Here is a 16,966-nt window from a genome sequence, read left to right as displayed (position 1 = left end):
GCGCGATCACCGTTGCCCCCGCGCCGCCGGACCCATTTCGAGACCGGATCTCGTACCCTCTCTTCCCGATCAGCACGCGCGGCGCTCAGCCCGGGCAGCACGGGTGGTCACGTCACCAGCGCTCGCACGACGGGCAGCGCCTCGCCGATCACATAGAGCGACCCGGTAACTACCGTGAGCGTGCTATCATTCGCCGCCGCCGCGCGGCGCACCGCATCACCCACATCCGCCTCGACCGCGACCGATCCTGCGCCCACCGCCCGCGCGGCGGCGGCGAGCCTGGCGAGCGGCACCGCTCGCGGTGTCCGGGGCGAGGTGCAGATCACCCAGTCACCAGCCCCGACCCCCAGGGCACTCAGAAACGCCTCCGGCGCGCGGGTCCCGGTCATACCGACCACCACGGTGCGGGAGACGCCGTCGAACCGCTCCCGCAGCGCCCGTGCCAGCGCGGTGGCCGCTTCCTCGTTGTGGGCGCCGTCCATCAGCACAGGGCCGGGGGTGTGGACAAGCTCAAAGCGGCCCGAAGCCCGCAGCGCCCCGCAGACCGCCCGCACCACCTGGTCGGCCACCGGCCGGGCCAGCCACACCTCGGCGGCGGCCAACGCCGTCGCCGCGTTCGCCGCCTGCCACGGTGCCAGCAGACGCAGGAAAACGTCGTCATAAGTCGCCCCGGGCGTGAACAGCGACACCGTCCGGCCATCCGCGACCGGCGCGTCGGCGGCCACGCCGAAGTCACGATCCACGGTCACCACGCGCGAGGGGCGGCGGCCCAGGAACGGCGGGTGCATGGCCGGGTCCGCTTCGGCTAGCACCACGGTCGCGCCCTCAGGAACCGCGCCAGCCTCAGCCACGGCGTTGTCCCACCGCCTGTCACCGAAGTACTCGACGTGGTCGACGCCCACCGACGTGACCACCACCAGGCCGGCGCCGAGCGCGGCGGTCGCGTCGCCGCTGCCACCCAGACCGGTCTCGACCACCGCGACATCAACACGTTGGTCGGCGAACCAGCCCACCGCGGCCGCGGTCATCAATTCGAACCAACTGGGCCGCCCCAGCTCTGACGCGGTGCGCTCGTCCGCCACCAGCGGGTCGAGCACCGCCGCCAACTCGTCGTCGGTGATCGTGACACCATCGATGGTGATCCGCTCCTGCGGCCGGTGCAGATGAGGACTGGTGTACAACCCGACCCGCAGTCCACTGCCCGCCAGCACCGCGGCCAGGATCCGGGCGGTCGTGCTCTTGCCGTTGGTGCCGGCCACCAGGATCACCGGCACCCGCTGCTCGGGCCGGCCGAGCGTGCGCAGCAGCCGCTCGATGACCACGGTCGTCGGGGCCTGCGACACCACCCCACCAGCAGCGACCCCCACCCCCCGCTCATGGTCGACGTGACCGTCCAGCCACTGCCATACCCCGGCGCGCCTCACGCCACCGATCCTAGATCCACCCCCGATCAACCTTGACAGCCACATTCCGGCCAGTGACCTCTGCGTGCAGAGGGGAGTACTTCCCTAAGTGTCTGCCTGGTCAATACGGACACCCCATGGTGTCCCCGGGCGACCGCCCTCACCAGGGTGAAGGAGACCTCGAACGTCGTCCGTGCGCGGAGGTCTTCGTGCCCTTTCATCCCGTGGTGTCGTCTCTGTCCGTGGCCGCGCCCGCCGACTCGGTGGGGTCCTCGTCGATCGGGTCGCCCTGGTTGTGGGTCGCCAGCATCGCCGTAATACTCGGCCTCCTCGTCACCGATTTCGCCGTCACCCGCCGTCCCCACGAGGTGTCGATACGGGAAGCGATTGGCTGGTCGGTGTTCTATCTCACGCTGCCCGTCCTGTTCGGGATCTGGCTGTGGGCGGTGTTCGACAGCGGGCCGGCACTGGAGTTCATCACCGGCTTCGTGGTGGAGAAGTCACTGTCGGTGGACAACCTGTTCGTGTTCATGCTGATCCTGGCCGGGTTCGCGGTCCCGTCCCCCATTCAGCAACGGGTGCTGCTGTACGGCATCGCCGGTGCCCTGGTCCTGCGGGGCATCTTCATCGCGGCGGGCGCGGCGCTGCTGCAGGCAGGCACCTGGGCGTTCCTCCTCTTCGGCCTGATCCTGCTCGTGTCCGCGGGCAAGATCCTGCACGAGGTGCACACCGGTTCGGCCTTCGCGGGCCGCGACGTATCCCAGATGCGTATCGTGCGACTGCTCCGCAGGTTCATGCCCGTCACCGACGACTACCGAGGCACCCGGCTGACCGTACGGGAGCACGGACGACGCGCGCTCACGCCGCTTGCGGTGGTGGTCGCCGCGGTGTTCGTGACCGACGTGGTGTTCGCCGTGGACTCGGTCCCCGCGGTCTACGGCATCACCGCGGACCCCTACCTGGTATTCGCCACCAACGCCTTCGCGCTGCTCGGCCTGCGCGCGCTCTACTTCGTGCTCCACGCCACGCTGGCCAAGCTCGTCTATCTCAACCACGGCCTGGCGGTCATTCTCGCGTTCATCGGTCTGAAACTGGTGTTGCACTGGGCCCACGGAATCTGGCCGGCCACCCCGCAGATCCCCACGCCGGTCTCCCTCGCTGTCATCGTGGCCATCCTCGCCGTCGTCATCGCGGCGAGCCTGCGCACCCGCCGCCGAGCCGAGCAGCACGTGATTGAGGCCGAGCAGCACGTGATTGAGAAGGACTGACCATGTTCACCATGCTCACCGGATTCCTCATCGACATCGCTGTCACGGCACTCATTCTGCTGGCGTTGGTCATCACCTGCGCAGCGTTGGTGCCGCCCCGCCCGCCACGATGAACACACGCCGTCCCGGGTGGCGTGTCAGTGTGGGGTGCGAAGCGAGAGGGGCGCTGGTCGTCGCGAGGTCCTGTCCGCACACCGCCCGGCCACGCCACGTAGCCCTTGCCAGGGCGTGCTTGGTGGTGCTGGCGTCGGTGGCGTGAGGTTTCCTGGACCCGCGCGGTGGGGCGGCGGGTGCCTGCGCCGGATCCGGGTCGGCCAGATCGTGTTGACGACGCGGGGCTTGGTCGTTGAGGTACTCCCCCTCAACGTCGAGAATGACGAACTGTGGTTCGTTTACCAAGGGTGGCGAGTTATCCGGTGCGGCGACGACGCGGAGGAGTCGAGGCGCCGTCAGCCGAAGCATCACGAGCATCGTCAGGGGTGGCGGGACCGACGGCGGTGATGAGGTCGGCGATGCGGTGGTGGGCTTCCAGCGGGTGGCGCAGATGGCCGTCGGGGTTGATGCGGTAGTGGTTGCGGCGGCCGACTTTGGTGCGCTCGATGTAGCCGCCCTGGATGAGGTCGGTGAGGATGAGCTGGACGGCGCGGGTGGTGATGCCGACCTTCTGGGCGATGACGGGCAGGGTCTGGTGCGGGTCGGCGGCCAGGCAGAGCAGCACGTGGGCGTGGTTGCTCAGGAACATCCACGACCCTGGCGTCTGCGACGCGGCGGCGTCGGCCGGTTCCGCACCAGCATCCACCACGCCAGAATCCACCGTGCCGGAGTCGGTGGGATCCGAGCCCGCTGGGGTGGGGAGGGCGTGGTCGGGTGGGGGTTCGGCAGGCCGCATGGGGCCGACCATAAGGCATTCCTTCCACTCTCGATGCCGCTGTCGGCGCGGGGTCCGGATCGGCGGGGAGCTGCTCGACCGGGTGTGATCAGACCAGCATCGCGTCGGGCAGGGTGTGCTCGTCTGCGCGGCGGATCCGCAGCCGAGGTTGAGTGAGGCCGAGCAGGTACTGGCAGGTCGCAGGCGTGAGGAGCTCGGCGCGAGGATGGGCGGGCAACACGAGCACGTCGGCGTCGTGCACTCGGCACAGTCGCAGCAGGGCGGCGGCCACGCGCCGATGCCGGCCGCCCGGCCCGCGACGGTGATGCCACGCGGTGGTGTGGATCCGCACGCCCCGCTCGGCCAGCCCGGATGACGGGAGCCGTGACAGCGCGGGAGCGAGCGCCGCGGCGGTGACCTGCTCCCGGCGGACCTGCTGCCAGGCGATCAGCCGCGCGTTGAGCGTGAGCCCCGGCGGCGGGTGCAGCACGGCGAGCACGAGGTGGCCGTGGTCGGCGATCAGTTCGACCGCCGCGGGCAGCTCGGCGGCCGGCGCGGGATCGGTGGCGTCGACGACGCAGACGAGGGTTGTGCACTGGGCGGGCATCAGCGGACCTGCTTTCCACGGCACGGATCGAGGAGGCCGCGCGCTGGCCTCATTTCCAGATTGACGAAGTACGGTTCGCCAGTCAAGCCTTGACAGGCGAACCGTATTTCGTCATTCTGGTGGTGCGGAGGGGAGTACCCACCACGTCCGGGATCGTCATTACGGCAGTTCGATGGCTGCCCGGTCCCGGCGCCACCGGACCCAGCGCACGTGCTCTGGCGGTTGGGGAGACCTCCGGTTTCACTCGACGTGACCGGAGGTGCTTGACTGTGGTTGTTCCGTTGTGGGCGTGGGCCGCGGTGCTCGGCGTGATCCTGGTGATGCTCGCGATCGACCTGTTCGCCCACCGCCGCGCACACGTGGTCGGGGTCCGCGAGGCCGCCGCCTGGTCGGCGGTGTGGGTCGCGCTCGGCCTCGGGTTCGGCGCGATCGTGTGGTGGGCGTGGGGCAGCGAGTTCGCCGCCCAGTACTTCGCGGGCTACGTGATCGAGAAGTCCCTCGCGGTGGACAACGTGTTCGTCTTCGCGATCATCTTCGGCTACTTCGCCGTTCCCCGCGAGTACCAGCACCGCGTGCTGTTCTACGGCGTGCTCGGCGCACTGGTGTTCCGGGCGGTGTTCATCGCCGCGGGCTCGGTGCTCATCGCGTCCTTCGCCTGGATCCTGTACGTGTTCGGCGCCTTCCTGGTCGCCACCGGTGTCCGGATGGCCGTGCACCGCAACGAGACCATCGACCCCGACCGCAGCGTCGTGCTGCGCCTGTTCCGCAAGGTCATCCCCACCACCGAGGAGTACCACGGGCAGAAGTTCCTGGTGCGCCAGGCCGGGCGCTGGGTGGCCACCCCTCTGTTGGCGGTGCTGGTGCTGGTCGAGGTCACCGACATCGTCTTCGCCGTCGACTCCATCCCGGCGATCTTCGCCATCACCCAGCAGCCGTTCCTGGTGTTCACCTCCAACGCCTTCGCCATCCTGGGCCTGCGCGCCATGTACTTCCTGCTCGCCGACCTGATGCACCGCTTCATCTACCTCAAGCTAGGCCTCGCCCTGGTGCTGGTGTGGGTCGGCATCAAGATGCTGCTGCTCGACCTCTACAAGATCCCCACCTGGTTCTCGCTGGCCGTGGTCGCCCTCCTGCTCGCCGTCGCCGTCACGGCCAGCTGGATCCGCACCCGCACCACCCCGGCCACCCCAGCGGCTGCCTCTGCCGATTCGCTGGCCGGTGCGGAGCCCGACACGGTCACGACCGAGCCAGCCCAAACCGGGGCGGCCGCAGCCGAGACGGCCCCGTCCTCGCCCACTGGCCTGTCGACGCGCGACTGACGCGCGTCGACCGCCCCGGTGCCGCCCACCGCTCACTCCCCCCACCAGCGGTGGGCGGCACCACCCCACAGACCCAGCCCATCCGGAAAGGAACCCGCTCATGCGCATCTCGACTCGATGGACCTCTGTGCTGCTCGGCGTGGGCGTCGTGGCGGCGATCAGCGGCTGCGGCGCTGTCCAGCAGGCCGGCGACACCGCCGGTTCGGCCGCGGACACCGTGACCGGCGCGGTCGCCGCCGCCGAGGTGTGTAGCGACGCGCTGGCACTGGTCGCCAACCCGCCCGACCTCAGCGCACCGCAGGCCGCACTGGACCAGGCGCACACCACCGCCACCGAGCTCACCGACCTGGCCGCGACCACCAGCGACACCGACATCGGCCGCGCCATCACCGACCTGGCCGCCACCCTGCAGACGGCCACCCTGGACACCCTCACCAGTGCTCCAGCCGCCTGGCTGCAGACCAGGGCCGATCAGGCCGCCGCGCTCACCACCGCCTGCGCGCCCTGACCAAGTAGGGTCACGGGCACGACAGGAAGCAGCCCGTGATGAGCACCGTCGGCGACCCCGCTGAACGTTCGTCGGTCGTCCCTCCCTTCCAGGTGAGCGGCCCACTCGCAGGCGAGGTCAGGTTGTCGAGAGCTCCACCCCAAGCTCCTGGGCGAGGGTTTCCTGGGTGAAGCCGAGAGCCTCGCGCCGTGCTGCGAGAGCATCTCGTCGTATCGCCATAATCACTCCCAGATTCGCTAGCGCACCCACGCTACCCGGCGTTGATCGGACCTGATCAGCGGCCATGTCAACGACGAAACGGCGGACGTTCACGTCCGGACGTGCGACCCAGACCGCCCATGAAAACGCCAGAGCGGGATGGTGCTTGGGACGATCTGTGCTTGTCCGCAGGGGCCGCCACCAACTAAAGCCCCGCCCGACAGGATCAGCGCGCCTCGACCGCGTGCTCTGCCGCGAGCCTGCGCACATACGCGCGGATTCGGTCGCGATCCTCGGGGAACACGCTCTCCCACGATTCGTCCAGGTCGACCCACTTCGGCGGCTGTCCCTTCTCCCCGCCGAGTGGCGCGTCGCGGTTGATGACGGCTCCGTAGGACAGGCTCAGCGTTGGCGTCCAGTCGGCGCGGAAAGAGCGGACAGCGACGGCCGCCGGCACTGACAGCAGCTCGCCCAGCAGGCCGGTCTCCTCCAAGAGTTCACGGGCTGCTGCGGCTCGAGGCGTCTCGCCTGGCTCGACGGTTCCGCCAGGCGGTACCCAGCCTCGCACCCGGTGCCGCACGAGCAGCACGTGGCGGTGCTCCGGGTCGGTGACCCAGACCTCGGCTGCGAGCGGCTCCAACGCGGTCGAACGTGCGTGTAGCCACGCCTGAGCGTCGTCGTACTCGGTCTCGGCAAGGCGAGCATCGACGGCCGCAGCGTCGATCGTCGCCTGGTCAGGCATCGCGTTCGATGCGCTCGAAGATGTCGATATCCGTCGCCTTCTGCCAGTCCGGCAAATCGTTCCAGTCCGCGACGTACGACGGCTTCGGCTCGGGGAAGTGCTTGAAGATCTGGCCGATCCAGCACAACGCCACAAAGCGGCCTTTCTGGTCTGGGGTCAGTTTGGTGGTGGCGCCGTCGGTGGCCTTGATGAAGGCGACGACCTGGTCGTACACGGCGGTCGCGGCGTCGCGTTCCCAGTCGGGGGTCTGGTCCCACGGGGTGATGTAGCCAGGCTTCGGCTCACCGGGGTAGTGCTTGGTGACTCCGGCGATCCACGCCTCGCGGAACACGCGGCCACGGTCGTTGTGCATTCGGTCGTCCTCCATCACGCGGCGCGGTTGCCGACGAGTTTGGTGATCTCGGCATCGAGTCGCTGGATTTGTTGGTCGTTGAGCAAGGAAGCAAGGTGTGGCTGAAGGACCCGCAGCTTCTGTGCGATGACCCCCGAGCGGGTCTGGCGGGCGGTAGTCAGGACGGTGTCGGCGTAGGTGACGACCTGGTCCGGGTCGCGACGGTGCACGCCGATCATCGCCAGGTCGGTCAGGACGCCTGCTTTCCGGCGGGCGGTCAAGGTGCCCTGCAGGGCGTCGACCAGAGCCGCTTCAGCTAGGTCGTGGCGGCCCAGCGTGACGTAGCAGGTTCCGCGTTCTTCAGCCAAGCGGGAGCCATCAAACCGGAGCCAGCCGCCGTTGTGCACCTGGCCCCGTAGGCGCTGGACCTCAGCAGCGGTGTCGAGGGCATGTTGGCAGGAGTCAAAGTCGCCGAGGCCGGCGAAGGTCTCGGCCTGCACCACGGCGACCCAGTGTCGGGTCGACAGGCTGGGGTCGCCTCGACGTGCGATGGTGGCGGCCACGTCGAGCATCGGCGCGGCATCCGCGAATCGGCGCTCGTACACGGCGACGAAAGCATGCCTGGTCAACGCGCAGGCCCACAGGTCGGAAGCGACGGCCTCCTTGCTCGCTGTTGCCGCAAGCGTGTAGCAGTGAGCGGCGTCGGTGTATCGGTTGCCGTCGAAGAAGATTTCCCCCGCCAACTGGAAGAGGTCGGCGGTCAGCTCGCAGAGCCGTTGTCGGATGGTCGGTGTCTGCGGTCGTCGCAAGGAGTCGCTGAGTACACCGAGTTGGGCTCGGACCAGCGGCGGCACCTGGGCCTTGGTCGGCGACAGTGCGTACACGCGCCACAGGTGGGAGTTGAGCTGGGCGAACTCCGCTGCTCCCGCCGTGTCCACCGTGCCCGCGTGAGCTGTGGCGGCGAGCCGGTCGACGTCGCCGAGTACTGTCTCGCCAGCAGGCAGCGCGAGCAACGCGCCGGTCATGCTGAACAAGCGCAGCAGGTCACGACGGTTCATGTCGTCGGCCTCCGCAGGGTCGGCTGGTTCAGTGGCAACGGTAGAAGCTTGCCGGTTCGGCGTGAGCAACGCATCCAACTGGTCGAGGCTCACATCGAGGGTCTTAGCCAAACACGGTCGACGGTACGGCTGCGGGGTCAGGGTGCCGCGTTCCCAGCGTCCGACCGTGGAGAACTCCACGCCCACCGCCGCGCCGAAGCTCTCCTGGGTGTAGCCCATCTGCTCACGCCGCGCGGCGAAGGCATCTCGTCGGTCACTCATGAACACCACCTCACCCCGTCGGTCACCTGCCACGATAGCCAGCTACGGGTCAAGGCTGATCACCCGCTCGGCGAGCTGTACCCGTTCGGACTACCGCCTCTGAAAAGGCGTTTATGCAGGTCAGAGGTGATGACGCCTCATTGCCGCCTCATCGACGCCGCGTCGGCGCTCTGGCTATCGTTGATCACCAGGGGTTTGACTGATATCGCTGCGGTCCGGGCGAGCTTCCGCTTCGGCGCAGCCCGAGTATCCGGAAGCGTCTTTCACCGGGACGTGCCGTCGAGGGGTGTGTGGTGGTAGGACTGCCCTCCACTTCGATGGAATTCCGCTCGCGGGTGTGCTGGCGGGAGCGCTCGGTACCTCGGTCGAGTTCCGGGCTGGTCCGCCTGGCGGGCGAAGTCACGGCCGACTCGCCGGGACTCGGAGCGTAAAACCCACGAAGGAGGATCTGTGACGGTTCAGATGGAGTGGTCGCCGACCACGGTGGCCACGCCCGCCGCGGAGGTCGAGATGGGCTCGGAGTTCGACCTCGACATCACGCTGGTCGAGGTGGTGGACCCGGCGCATCTGATCAACATGACGGATGACGGCTGCGGGACGACGTGCGAGAAGTCGACCTGCATCAGCGCCGCCTGATTGTCACGAGCGACCGGACTCCCGCCAGGGGCTTCTTGGGCGGGCGTCCGGTTTCCATCCGTCGCTTTGGAGAGGTGTCCCGTGTCCACGGCCTTGCCCGACCGCGTCGGCTTTCGAGCCGCGGGTGGCCTGTTGGTCCGGGCTGTTGCAGAGGGCGAGCTGAAACTTCCGCCGTGGCCGACGCTGACCGCGACCGGGGCCGACGCCGTCACCGCGTGGGTGGACTGGCTGCGCGAAGTGTGGGAGGTCGAAGCCGTCCGTGACGCCATCGGCCTGGCCAGCCCTGTCCTTGCTGACCGCGTCCACAACCTGTGTGGCGCTCAGGTTGCCAGCGAGCGCGAATCCCGGCGCGTGGTGCTGTCCGTTCTGCGGTACCTGGCACGGTTGACCGGCCGTCCGACTCCCAACGGCTTGTTCGCCGGGGTCACCGCCGCGCGGTTCGACGCGGATCCCTCTCAGCGTTGGGGTGATGATCATCGCGCGGACGCTGCGGCCGACGCCGGGTGGCTGGCCGAGGTCATCCGACGGTTGGAAGGTCAGGCCGAGATCCTGGAGCGCTTGGTCCTCGTCGCGAACTCCACGTTGATGGTGCGCGGTGAGCGGCTTGTGGTTCCGTACCAGCCGACCGTCAACCATCGAGGCACCGGCGCAGTCGAAGTCGAACTTCGCTACACCGGCCCGGTGCGCGCGGCCGTGCGAGCTGCGCGGACACCGATTCCTTTCGATGACATGCGCGAGCAGGTACAGGCCGAGTTCCCGAGCACCGCCGGGAGCACGGTGACCGGCTTGCTGGCCACGTTGGTCGCTCGTCGCGTGCTCGTCACCAACCTCCATGCGCCGAGCACGGAGCCCGACGCACTTGGCCACTTGGTGCGCGAGCTGGCCACGGTCGGCGAGGCTGCCACCGAGCGGTGCATGACGCTGAACGACATCCACGACATGTTGCGGCGACATCGGAACAGCCCAGCGGAAGCGCGGCGCAGGCTACGGACCGACGCCGCCGCGTCCATGAGCCGCCTGGCTCCGTCACGGCGGAGCCCAGTCACGGTCGACCTGCGGCTGGACCTGGACGTCGTGCTCCCCAGCGCAGTCGCCCGCGAAGCGGAACGTGCCGCGCTGGTCCTGGCGCGCCTGACCTCCCGCGCCAGCGGTACGGCAGCCTGGGCGGACTTCCACCGACGCTTCTACCAGCGGTTCGGCACCGGCGCACAGGTGCCACTGCTCGAGGTCATTGCCGACAGCGGGATCGGCTGGCCTGACGGCTACCCCGGCACCAGCGGAGTGGTCACACGACCCCAGCAGACGCCTCGGGACGAACGGCTGCTGGCGTTGGCCCAGGCCGCCGCGTTGGACGGTCAGCAAGAGGTCGTCCTCGGCGAGAGGTTGATCGCCGAGCTGGAGCTGGCGCCTGTGCACTCGATGCGGCTGCCCTCGCACCTCGAGTTGTGCGCCCGTGTCGACTCCCCGAGCCTGCAAGCCCTGAAGCAGGGCAACTTCCAGCTCGTCGTTACCTCAGTCTCGCGATCGGCCGGCGTCGTCAGCGGCCGTTTCCTGCACCTGTTCGACGAACACGACCGCCGAATGCTGATCACGCCGCTCGCCCCGCCCGCGTCTGACGGGGTAATCCAGGCCCAGTTGTCATTCCCGCCTCTGGACCCCGCCACCGCACACGTCGCCCGCAGCGCCCAGGTCCTGCCAACCATCGTCAGCCTCGCCGAACACCGCGACACCGCCGCGTCAACGGCGGTCCTCACGGCGGCGGACTTGGCGGTCAGTTGCGACAGCGACCGCCTGTATCTGACCGCACCCGCCCTCGGCGCGAGGGTCGAAGCGTGGGGCTTGCACGCACTCAACCTACGCAAACACACTCCGCCGCTGGCCCGCCTCCTGGTCGAACTGACCCGCGCACACTGCGCGGAGGTCACCGACTTCGACTGGGGCACGGCGGCCACGTTGCCGTTTCTTCCTCGGCTGCGCTTCGGCCGCATCGTGCTGTCCCCGGCCCGGTGGCGGTTGGCCGCAGCCGACCTTCCCGACCGGACCTCCAGCTGGGCGACCTGGGACAGCGCCCTGGCCGAGTGGCGCACCCGCCGCCGCCTCCCGCAGGCGGTGTTCCTGGTCGACGGGGACTGGCGGTTGCCGCTCGATCTCGTCGAGGACGCACACCGGGTCCTGCTGCGCGAGCACCTCGGTACCCACCCCCACGCGGTGCTGGAGGAAGGACCCGCTGAGGACGCCGCCGGATGGCTCGATGGCCGTGCTCACGACGTCGTCGTGCCCATGGCCAGCTGTCAGCCGCAGGCCACGACGCGGCCACCGCGCCCGACGCCCCAGCGGATCGTCCGGCCAGGTGAGCACGGGCTGTCGCCGGGTGGTTCCCCCATGCTGTTCGCCAAGCTCTACGGCGACCCGCAACGTCACAACACCGTGCTCGCCAAGCACCTGCCCGCACTGCTGGCGGAGTGGGGCGATGCCCAACCGCGGTGGTGGTTTCTGCGATTCCGCGAGGGCAACGAGCACTACCTGCGCTTGCGGATCAGTCTCCTCAGCACTGAGCCAGTGGTGTTCGGCGAGGCGGCCGGCCGGGTCAGCGCCTGGGCCGACCGGCTCCGCCGCCTCGGCCTGCTGCGCGACATCGCTTTCGCGACCTCCTACCCGGAGACCGGCCGCTGGGGCTCAGGTGCGGCACTATCAGCCGTCGAGGCGTTCTTCACGGCTGACTCCCGCGCCGTGCTCGCCGAGCTCGCCTGGCCCGCGCGACCGCACGACCATGCTCTGGCCGCGGCGAACTTCGCCGCCATCGCCGTCGCCTTCATGGGAGGGACCGAGGCCGGGATGCGGTGGCTGGTCGACCATGTCCCGGCCAAACCTCCTACCGTCGTGCCCCGGCCGGTGTTCACCGAGGCACAATGCCTCGCCGACCCCTCCGAGAATTTCCGCGCCTTGCGCAGCACGCCGGGTGCGGCTTCGGTCGTCGCGACATGGGCCGAGCGCGCCCAGACCGTAGCTGCCTACCGAGCGCACCTGTCCGGGGCTGAGGCCGAGGGCGTCGACCCGGACGCCGCCTTGGGCTCGTTGCTGCACACGCACTTCCTGCGGGCCTACGGCATCGAGCCCGACGACAAGGCGGTGTGCCTTTACCTGGCCCGGACCGCGGCCCTGACCTTCGCCGCCCGCACCGGAGGACCGCGATGAACGCCGACCTCGCCTCGGATGCCGCGGTCGAGTACGCGACGGGGATCGCCGATCGCCTCGCCCGGCCGGACGCCCCCCACCTGCCCACGGACGAGCCGTGGTGGCACCAATCCCTCGCCCACGGCGCTCCTGGTGTGGCACTGCTGCACATCGAGCTGGCAGCCGCCGGGATACGGCCGTTCGACCGCGCCCATGACTGGCTGACCGCCGTCACCAGCAAGCCGATCACCGCCGGAGCGAGCACCGGCTTGTTCTACGGCGCGCCGGCAGTCGCGCGCGCCCTCGCGGGAGCCGCCACAGTCCGTCCCGGCACGTACCAGTCCGCCCTCACGCCCTTGACCCGGCAGATCGCCGCCGACGCCCACAACCGCGTCGACAAGGCCCACGAGCGCATGGACGTCGTCGGGATGTTGCCGCAGATGGCCGAGTTCGACACGATTCGGGGCCTCGCTGGTCTCGGTGCCCATCTGCTGCACCACGACCCCGACGGCACCGCCCTGCCGGCCGTTCTGGGCGCCCTCGTGCGGCTCACCCAACCGGTGATGGTCGAAGGAGAGGCCCTGCCGGGGTGGTGGACCCTCACCGGTCCCACCGGCCACGAGGACGACGAGTTCCCCGGAGGCCACGGCAACTTCGGCGTAGCACACGGCATCGGCGGCCCGCTGGCACTGCTGGCCCAGGCCCTGCGCCGGGGCATCGCCGTGGACGGGCAGCGCCAGGCCGTCGCGACGATCTGCGCGTGGCTGGACTCCTGGCGCATAAGCACTCCGAGCGGGCACCGGTGGCCCTACATGGTCACCCGAGACGAGGCGCGTTCGACGCCGATGTACGTGCGGCACAGCGGGGCCAGCCGACGCCCGAGCTGGTGCTACGGAACAGCGGGCATCGCCCGCACCCTGCACCTCGCCGCCCTGGCCCTCGACGACGCCGATCGCCGCCAGATCGCCGAGGAAGCCGTGATCAGTGCGGTGACCGACCCGGAACAGGATGCGTTGATCAGCGACGCTTCGCTGTGCCACGGCTACGCCGGACTCGCCCGGATCACCGCTCATACCGCCATCGACACACCGGAGCCGGCCGCTTCCCGACTCCGCGCGCTGGCCACCGAGATGCTGCACCGCGCCTGCGCCCAGGCCGTTCCCGAAGGCCCCGGCTTCCTCGAAGGCGCTGCCGGGGTCGGCCTAGCTGCCCTCGCCGCTGAGATCGAGCCCGCGACAGGCTGGGGCACCGGCCTGCTCATCACCTGATCCGTCCGAACGCGATCCGTCCGACCGAGAGGAGATTCCGCGCTGATGCTGCCGGACAGCTGGCACCACTACCTGGTCGAGTTCGCCGACCCGACCACGGCCGAGCACACCGCCGCGACCCTGCTCGTACCCGCTCTCGACCAGGCCCAACAGGACGGCGAACTCGACACGTGGTGGCACCTGCGCAAGACACCCGCCTGGCGGCTGCGTTACCAACCGGTCAACCCCGAGACGAAAGCGGTCGACACGCTGCTGTCCGACCTGGAGGCCGATGGGCATCTCGCGCGCTGGACTCGCGGCATCTACGAACCCGAAACCCTTGCCTTCGGTGGACCCGCCGCGATGGACATCGCGCACTCGCTGTTTCACCACGACAGTCGCCACTGCCTCGCCCGTGCCACGAAACCCGCTGCCTTGGGTCAGAGAGAGACCACCGTCCTGCTGTTCAGCTCGATGCTGCGCGCCGCCGGGCTGGACTGGTTCGAGCAGGGCGACGTCTGGGACAAGGTGGCTGCGCTCCGGCCCACCGCCCAACCCCACTCCAACAACTCTCCGCACACCGAGCGGTTGAGCCAAGCCGTGCGCCGACTGATGACCACCAACACGCACAAGGTCGCCGACGTCGCCCCCGACGTGGTTCCCGAGACCTGGTGGACAGCGTTCGACACGGCCGGTCGCCAACTCGCTCGCGCCGGACACCTCGAGCGGGGCCTGCGCGCCGTCCTGGCGCACCACTTCATCTTCCACGCCAACCGCGCCGGTCTCTCCGGCACCGACCAGGCCACCCTCGCCGCGCTGGCCGTCGACACCGTTTTTTACAGCACGCCTACCCGGCAGGCACCAGCCGGGACCACCTCCAACACCGTTAGGGTTCCCGCAATGACAACCACCGTCAGTGACGGTTCCACCGGCTCCGCCGACGAGCTGCGTACCAAGCTCGCCGACCGCCTCGTCAAGGACGGCACCGTCCGCACCGACGCTGTGGAGGCCGCGTTCCGGCAGGTGCCCCGACACCTGTTCCTGCCCGACGTCCCCCTGGTCGAGGCGTAAGCCGACGAGCCCGTCTACACCAAACACGAGGGCGACGGCACCCGAATCAGCGCCGCGTCCCAGCCCAAGATCGTCGCCATGATGCTCGAACAGCTCGGCATCCAGCCCGGCGAACGGCTGCTCGAACTCGGCGCGGCCACCGGCTACAACGCCGCCCTGATGGCCACCCTCACCGGCGCCGACGGGCATGTCACCACGATCGACATCGACGAGGACCTCGTCGCCGGAGCACGCGAGCACCTGGCCGCAGCCAGCATCGACAACGTCGAGGCGGTCGCCGCCGACGGCGCACTCGGCCACCCAGAAACTGCGCCTTTCGACCGCGTCATCGCTACCGTCGGTGCCCACGAGGTCCCGGCTGCCTGGCTCGACCAGCTCACACCCGGCGGACGTCTGGTAGCTCCGGTGCGCCTGCGTGGTTGTGCCTCTCGCAGCATCGTCTTCGAACGCGACCAGGACGGCTGGCGCAGCCTGGGCAGCGAGATGGCGATCTTCATGCCGCTGCGTGGCCTTGGCGACGACGCTCGCCGCGTTCTGGACCTCACCGGCACCGGGGAGGTGACGCTGCAAATCCATAAGGACAACAACCACGCCACCGACCCGGACACCCTGACCGGCGTCTTCGACAGCCCTGCCTGCGAAGTGTGGACCGGCGTGCACTTCGTCCCGATGGAATCCTTCGAATGGCTGGATCTCTGGCTGGCTTGCCACCTGCCCAACCCGCTGATGCGCATGGAGGTCGCTCCCGCTGCGAAGGAAAGCGGCCTTGTGCGGCCGATGTTCCCCTCGGTGGCGATGGCCACCACCGCCGCCGACGGCAGCCTCGCCTACCTCACCATCCGCGCCGCGGACCCCGATCCGGACGGCGGCCGACGCTACGAGGTCGGCGTCATCGGCCACGGCCCCAACGCGCAGGAACTCGCCGAGCAGGTCTCGGTCGAGATCTCGACTTGGGACCAGGGCTTCCGCGCCAGCACCGTCCGATTCGCCATTCCCGACACCGCGCCCCAGCCGGACACCAACCCCGGCTTCGTGGTCCTGGACCGCCCCACCAAGCCCATGACCGTCACCTGGGAGTGACGCCCGTGGACCCCGCCGGCCAGTTCGCCCGCCGCTTCCCCCTCGTTGCCCGAACCCGCCCGGCCTGCCTCCCGCTGGCCCGGCGGGTGGCCGAGCTGTGCGACCGAGCACGCCAAGTCGAGCACAGCGGCGAGCTCGCCGAAGCCGCCGCCGTGCACAACAACGCGGCGCTCATCGCCTCCGACTGCGGCCTGCCCGAACTGGCCCGGCGGTGGTGCCACCAGCAGGTGAACATCTACCTGCGCGCCCGCCCCTTGGGCGCGCAGGTAGCCCGCCTCGCTCTCGAACCGATCACCAACCTCGCCCGCCTCTACATCCGCGAGGGTCAGGGCGAGCGCGCCTTCGCGCTGATCGACACCCTGTTCACCGCGGTCTCCGCCCGAACTGACGCCATCGTCGACGGCATCGAGATCCCGGCCGACCTCACCGACTCCGCCGAGACGCACCAGCACATCCGCAGCTGGCTGTGGGCAGTCCTGCTGGCCACCGGTGGCCGCGCTCTGGCCGCAGCCGGCCGCTGGGCGGAGGCACGCGCCCGGCTCGACGCGTACAAGGGCGTCGGGCGACGGATGCTTGACGGTCGCCAGATCGCGGTCATCGCCCACGCCGTATCCGGGGACACCGACAGCGCCCTCACCCTCTTGGCCGACACAACACCAGGAGACCCTTGGGAGAACGCCGTGACCGCCTGCCTGACCATCCAGTGCCACGGCGCCTCGGGCGTCGCCGATCTGCCCACGCTCCTGAACCAGTACCACCGACTCGACACCTCCGCGCCCGGCTTGGCGGTCTTCCACACACGGCTCGGGTTGTCCTTCATCGACGCCATCGGCACCGTTGACGATCCACCCGTGCACCAGATCGCCGTTGATCTGATCGACTACGCCGCCGCGACACGAGACGGATACGTCGCTCGCGATGTACTCGCCCACAATGGTTGCCGCGAGCTGCTCACCGACTCCCAAGCGCGCGAGTTGTCCGATTCGGTCGAAGCGTGCGCGCTCGGCAGCGGCACGCTCCCGGCCACACTGCTGGCAGACCTCACGACAGCACTAGCCTGCGCCGAAGAGGCCATGGCACGCAGCGTGAAGACGATGTCCTGCAACGTCAACGCTCCAGCGAACCCGTAGGGCGGGTCCTAGGGCGTGTTGCTAAAAGTTGTTCCGGGATGTGTGGGCGATGCTTGGGGGGTGTC

At 69.4% G+C, this 16,966-nt stretch carries 14 protein-coding genes and 1 pseudogene; 9 read left to right on the top strand and 6 right to left on the bottom strand.

Annotated features, from left to right (window positions below; translation table 11 throughout):
- Positions 1 to 107: 107 nt before the first annotated feature.
- Positions 108 to 1,424 (bottom strand): bifunctional folylpolyglutamate synthase/dihydrofolate synthase, encoded by a 1,317-nt coding sequence (locus ABD976_RS28910; RefSeq protein WP_158057000.1) that lies wholly within the window; start codon positions 1,422 to 1,424, stop codon positions 108 to 110.
- A gap of 215 nt (positions 1,425 to 1,639) precedes the next feature.
- On the opposite strand from ABD976_RS28910, the gene ABD976_RS28905 reads away from it, so the two are divergent.
- Positions 1,640 to 2,671: a TerC/Alx family metal homeostasis membrane protein gene (locus tag ABD976_RS28905; RefSeq protein ID WP_043537254.1), complete on the top strand. Its 1,032-nt coding sequence runs from the start codon at positions 1,640 to 1,642 to the stop codon at positions 2,669 to 2,671.
- A 409-nt stretch (positions 2,672 to 3,080) separates the two neighbouring features.
- Here the strand turns inward: ABD976_RS28905 and ABD976_RS28900 are convergent, their stop codons facing one another.
- Complete coding sequence (locus ABD976_RS28900) at positions 3,081 to 3,473, bottom strand: helix-turn-helix transcriptional regulator (RefSeq protein ID WP_246106882.1); 393 nt, start codon at positions 3,471 to 3,473, stop codon at positions 3,081 to 3,083.
- Positions 3,474 to 3,648: 175 nt separating this feature from the next.
- Positions 3,649 to 4,146 (bottom strand): hypothetical protein, encoded by a 498-nt coding sequence (locus ABD976_RS28895; RefSeq protein ID WP_005456773.1) that lies wholly within the window; start codon positions 4,144 to 4,146, stop codon positions 3,649 to 3,651.
- 269 nt (positions 4,147 to 4,415) lie between these two features.
- On the opposite strand from ABD976_RS28895, the gene ABD976_RS28890 reads away from it, so the two are divergent.
- Together ABD976_RS28890 and ABD976_RS28885 are read left to right on the top strand one after the other, a co-directional pair.
- Positions 4,416 to 5,465: a TerC family protein gene (locus tag ABD976_RS28890; protein ID WP_005456772.1), complete on the top strand. Its 1,050-nt coding sequence runs from the start codon at positions 4,416 to 4,418 to the stop codon at positions 5,463 to 5,465.
- 100 nt (positions 5,466 to 5,565) lie between these two features.
- On the top strand, positions 5,566 to 5,973 hold the full coding sequence (locus tag ABD976_RS28885) for a bacteriophage spanin2 family protein (RefSeq protein WP_005456771.1): 408 nt from the start codon (positions 5,566 to 5,568) through the stop codon (positions 5,971 to 5,973).
- Positions 5,974 to 6,397: 424 nt separating this feature from the next.
- Here the strand turns inward: ABD976_RS28885 and ABD976_RS28880 are convergent, their stop codons facing one another.
- Genes ABD976_RS28880 through ABD976_RS28870 form a run of 3 tightly spaced genes read right to left on the bottom strand, consistent with a single transcriptional unit; the run spans position 6,398 to position 8,563 of the window.
- Positions 6,398 to 6,913: an NUDIX hydrolase gene (locus ABD976_RS28880; protein ID WP_113694550.1), complete on the bottom strand. Its 516-nt coding sequence runs from the start codon at positions 6,911 to 6,913 to the stop codon at positions 6,398 to 6,400.
- Positions 6,906 to 7,265: a hypothetical protein gene (locus ABD976_RS28875; RefSeq protein ID WP_073575400.1), complete on the bottom strand. Its 360-nt coding sequence runs from the start codon at positions 7,263 to 7,265 to the stop codon at positions 6,906 to 6,908. Before ABD976_RS28875 ends, ABD976_RS28880 begins: the two co-directional genes overlap by 8 nt.
- Before the next feature lie 14 nt (positions 7,266 to 7,279).
- Positions 7,280 to 8,563 (bottom strand): helix-turn-helix domain-containing protein, encoded by a 1,284-nt coding sequence (locus tag ABD976_RS28870; protein WP_186361384.1) that lies wholly within the window; start codon positions 8,561 to 8,563, stop codon positions 7,280 to 7,282.
- Positions 8,564 to 9,013: 450 nt separating this feature from the next.
- Here ABD976_RS28870 and ABD976_RS28865 point away from each other — a divergent pair, with 450 nt between their 5' ends.
- The 6 genes and pseudogenes from ABD976_RS28865 to ABD976_RS28840 all read left to right on the top strand — a co-directional run bounded on the left by ABD976_RS28865 (position 9,014) and on the right by ABD976_RS28840 (position 16,901).
- Positions 9,014 to 9,199: an FxLD family lanthipeptide gene (locus tag ABD976_RS28865; protein ID WP_009151814.1), complete on the top strand. Its 186-nt coding sequence runs from the start codon at positions 9,014 to 9,016 to the stop codon at positions 9,197 to 9,199.
- Between the two features lie 81 nt (positions 9,200 to 9,280).
- Positions 9,281 to 12,394 carry a lantibiotic dehydratase gene (locus tag ABD976_RS28860; protein WP_186361385.1) on the top strand — a complete coding sequence of 1,038 codons (3,114 nt, stop codon included), beginning with the start codon at positions 9,281 to 9,283 and terminating at the stop codon, positions 12,392 to 12,394.
- Positions 12,391 to 13,641: a lanthionine synthetase C family protein gene (locus ABD976_RS28855; RefSeq protein ID WP_091679561.1), complete on the top strand. Its 1,251-nt coding sequence runs from the start codon at positions 12,391 to 12,393 to the stop codon at positions 13,639 to 13,641. The genes ABD976_RS28860 and ABD976_RS28855 overlap by 4 nt, the downstream gene beginning before the upstream one ends.
- A gap of 45 nt (positions 13,642 to 13,686) precedes the next feature.
- Positions 13,687 to 14,691: a thiopeptide-type bacteriocin biosynthesis protein gene (locus tag ABD976_RS28850; protein WP_222131397.1), complete on the top strand. Its 1,005-nt coding sequence runs from the start codon at positions 13,687 to 13,689 to the stop codon at positions 14,689 to 14,691.
- Positions 14,692 to 14,706: 15 nt separating this feature from the next.
- Positions 14,707 to 15,771 (top strand): annotated as a pseudogene (gene fxlM, locus ABD976_RS28845) (methyltransferase, FxLD system); the annotation flags it as partial.
- A 5-nt stretch (positions 15,772 to 15,776) separates the two neighbouring features.
- On the top strand, positions 15,777 to 16,901 hold the full coding sequence (locus tag ABD976_RS28840) for a hypothetical protein (RefSeq protein WP_075849513.1): 1,125 nt from the start codon (positions 15,777 to 15,779) through the stop codon (positions 16,899 to 16,901).
- Positions 16,902 to 16,966: the final 65 nt, after the last annotated feature.

This window comes from Saccharopolyspora cebuensis (assembly GCF_039542665.1).
GTDB classification, from domain to species: domain Bacteria; phylum Actinomycetota; class Actinomycetes; order Mycobacteriales; family Pseudonocardiaceae; genus Saccharopolyspora; species Saccharopolyspora cebuensis.
The sequence above is the reverse complement of the archived record's forward strand: the minus strand, read 5'-3'. Positions and strand labels throughout refer to the sequence as shown.

Excerpts from the sequence above, each read along its gene's own strand:
- ABD976_RS28880 (WP_113694550.1), bottom strand. The coding sequence starts at position 6,913 with ATGCCTGACCAGGCGACGATCGACGCTGCGGCCGTCGATGCTCGCCTT.
- ABD976_RS28895 (WP_005456773.1), bottom strand. The coding sequence starts at position 4,146 with ATGCCCGCCCAGTGCACAACCCTCGTCTGCGTCGTCGACGCCACCGAT.
- ABD976_RS28870 (WP_186361384.1), bottom strand. The coding sequence starts at position 8,563 with ATGAGTGACCGACGAGATGCCTTCGCCGCGCGGCGTGAGCAGATGGGC.
- ABD976_RS28855 (WP_091679561.1), top strand. The coding sequence starts at position 12,391 with ATGAACGCCGACCTCGCCTCGGATGCCGCGGTCGAGTACGCGACGGGG.
- ABD976_RS28875 (WP_073575400.1), bottom strand. The coding sequence starts at position 7,265 with ATGCACAACGACCGTGGCCGCGTGTTCCGCGAGGCGTGGATCGCCGGA.
- ABD976_RS28885 (WP_005456771.1), top strand. The coding sequence starts at position 5,566 with ATGCGCATCTCGACTCGATGGACCTCTGTGCTGCTCGGCGTGGGCGTC.
- ABD976_RS28850 (WP_222131397.1), top strand. The coding sequence starts at position 13,687 with ATGCTGCCGGACAGCTGGCACCACTACCTGGTCGAGTTCGCCGACCCG.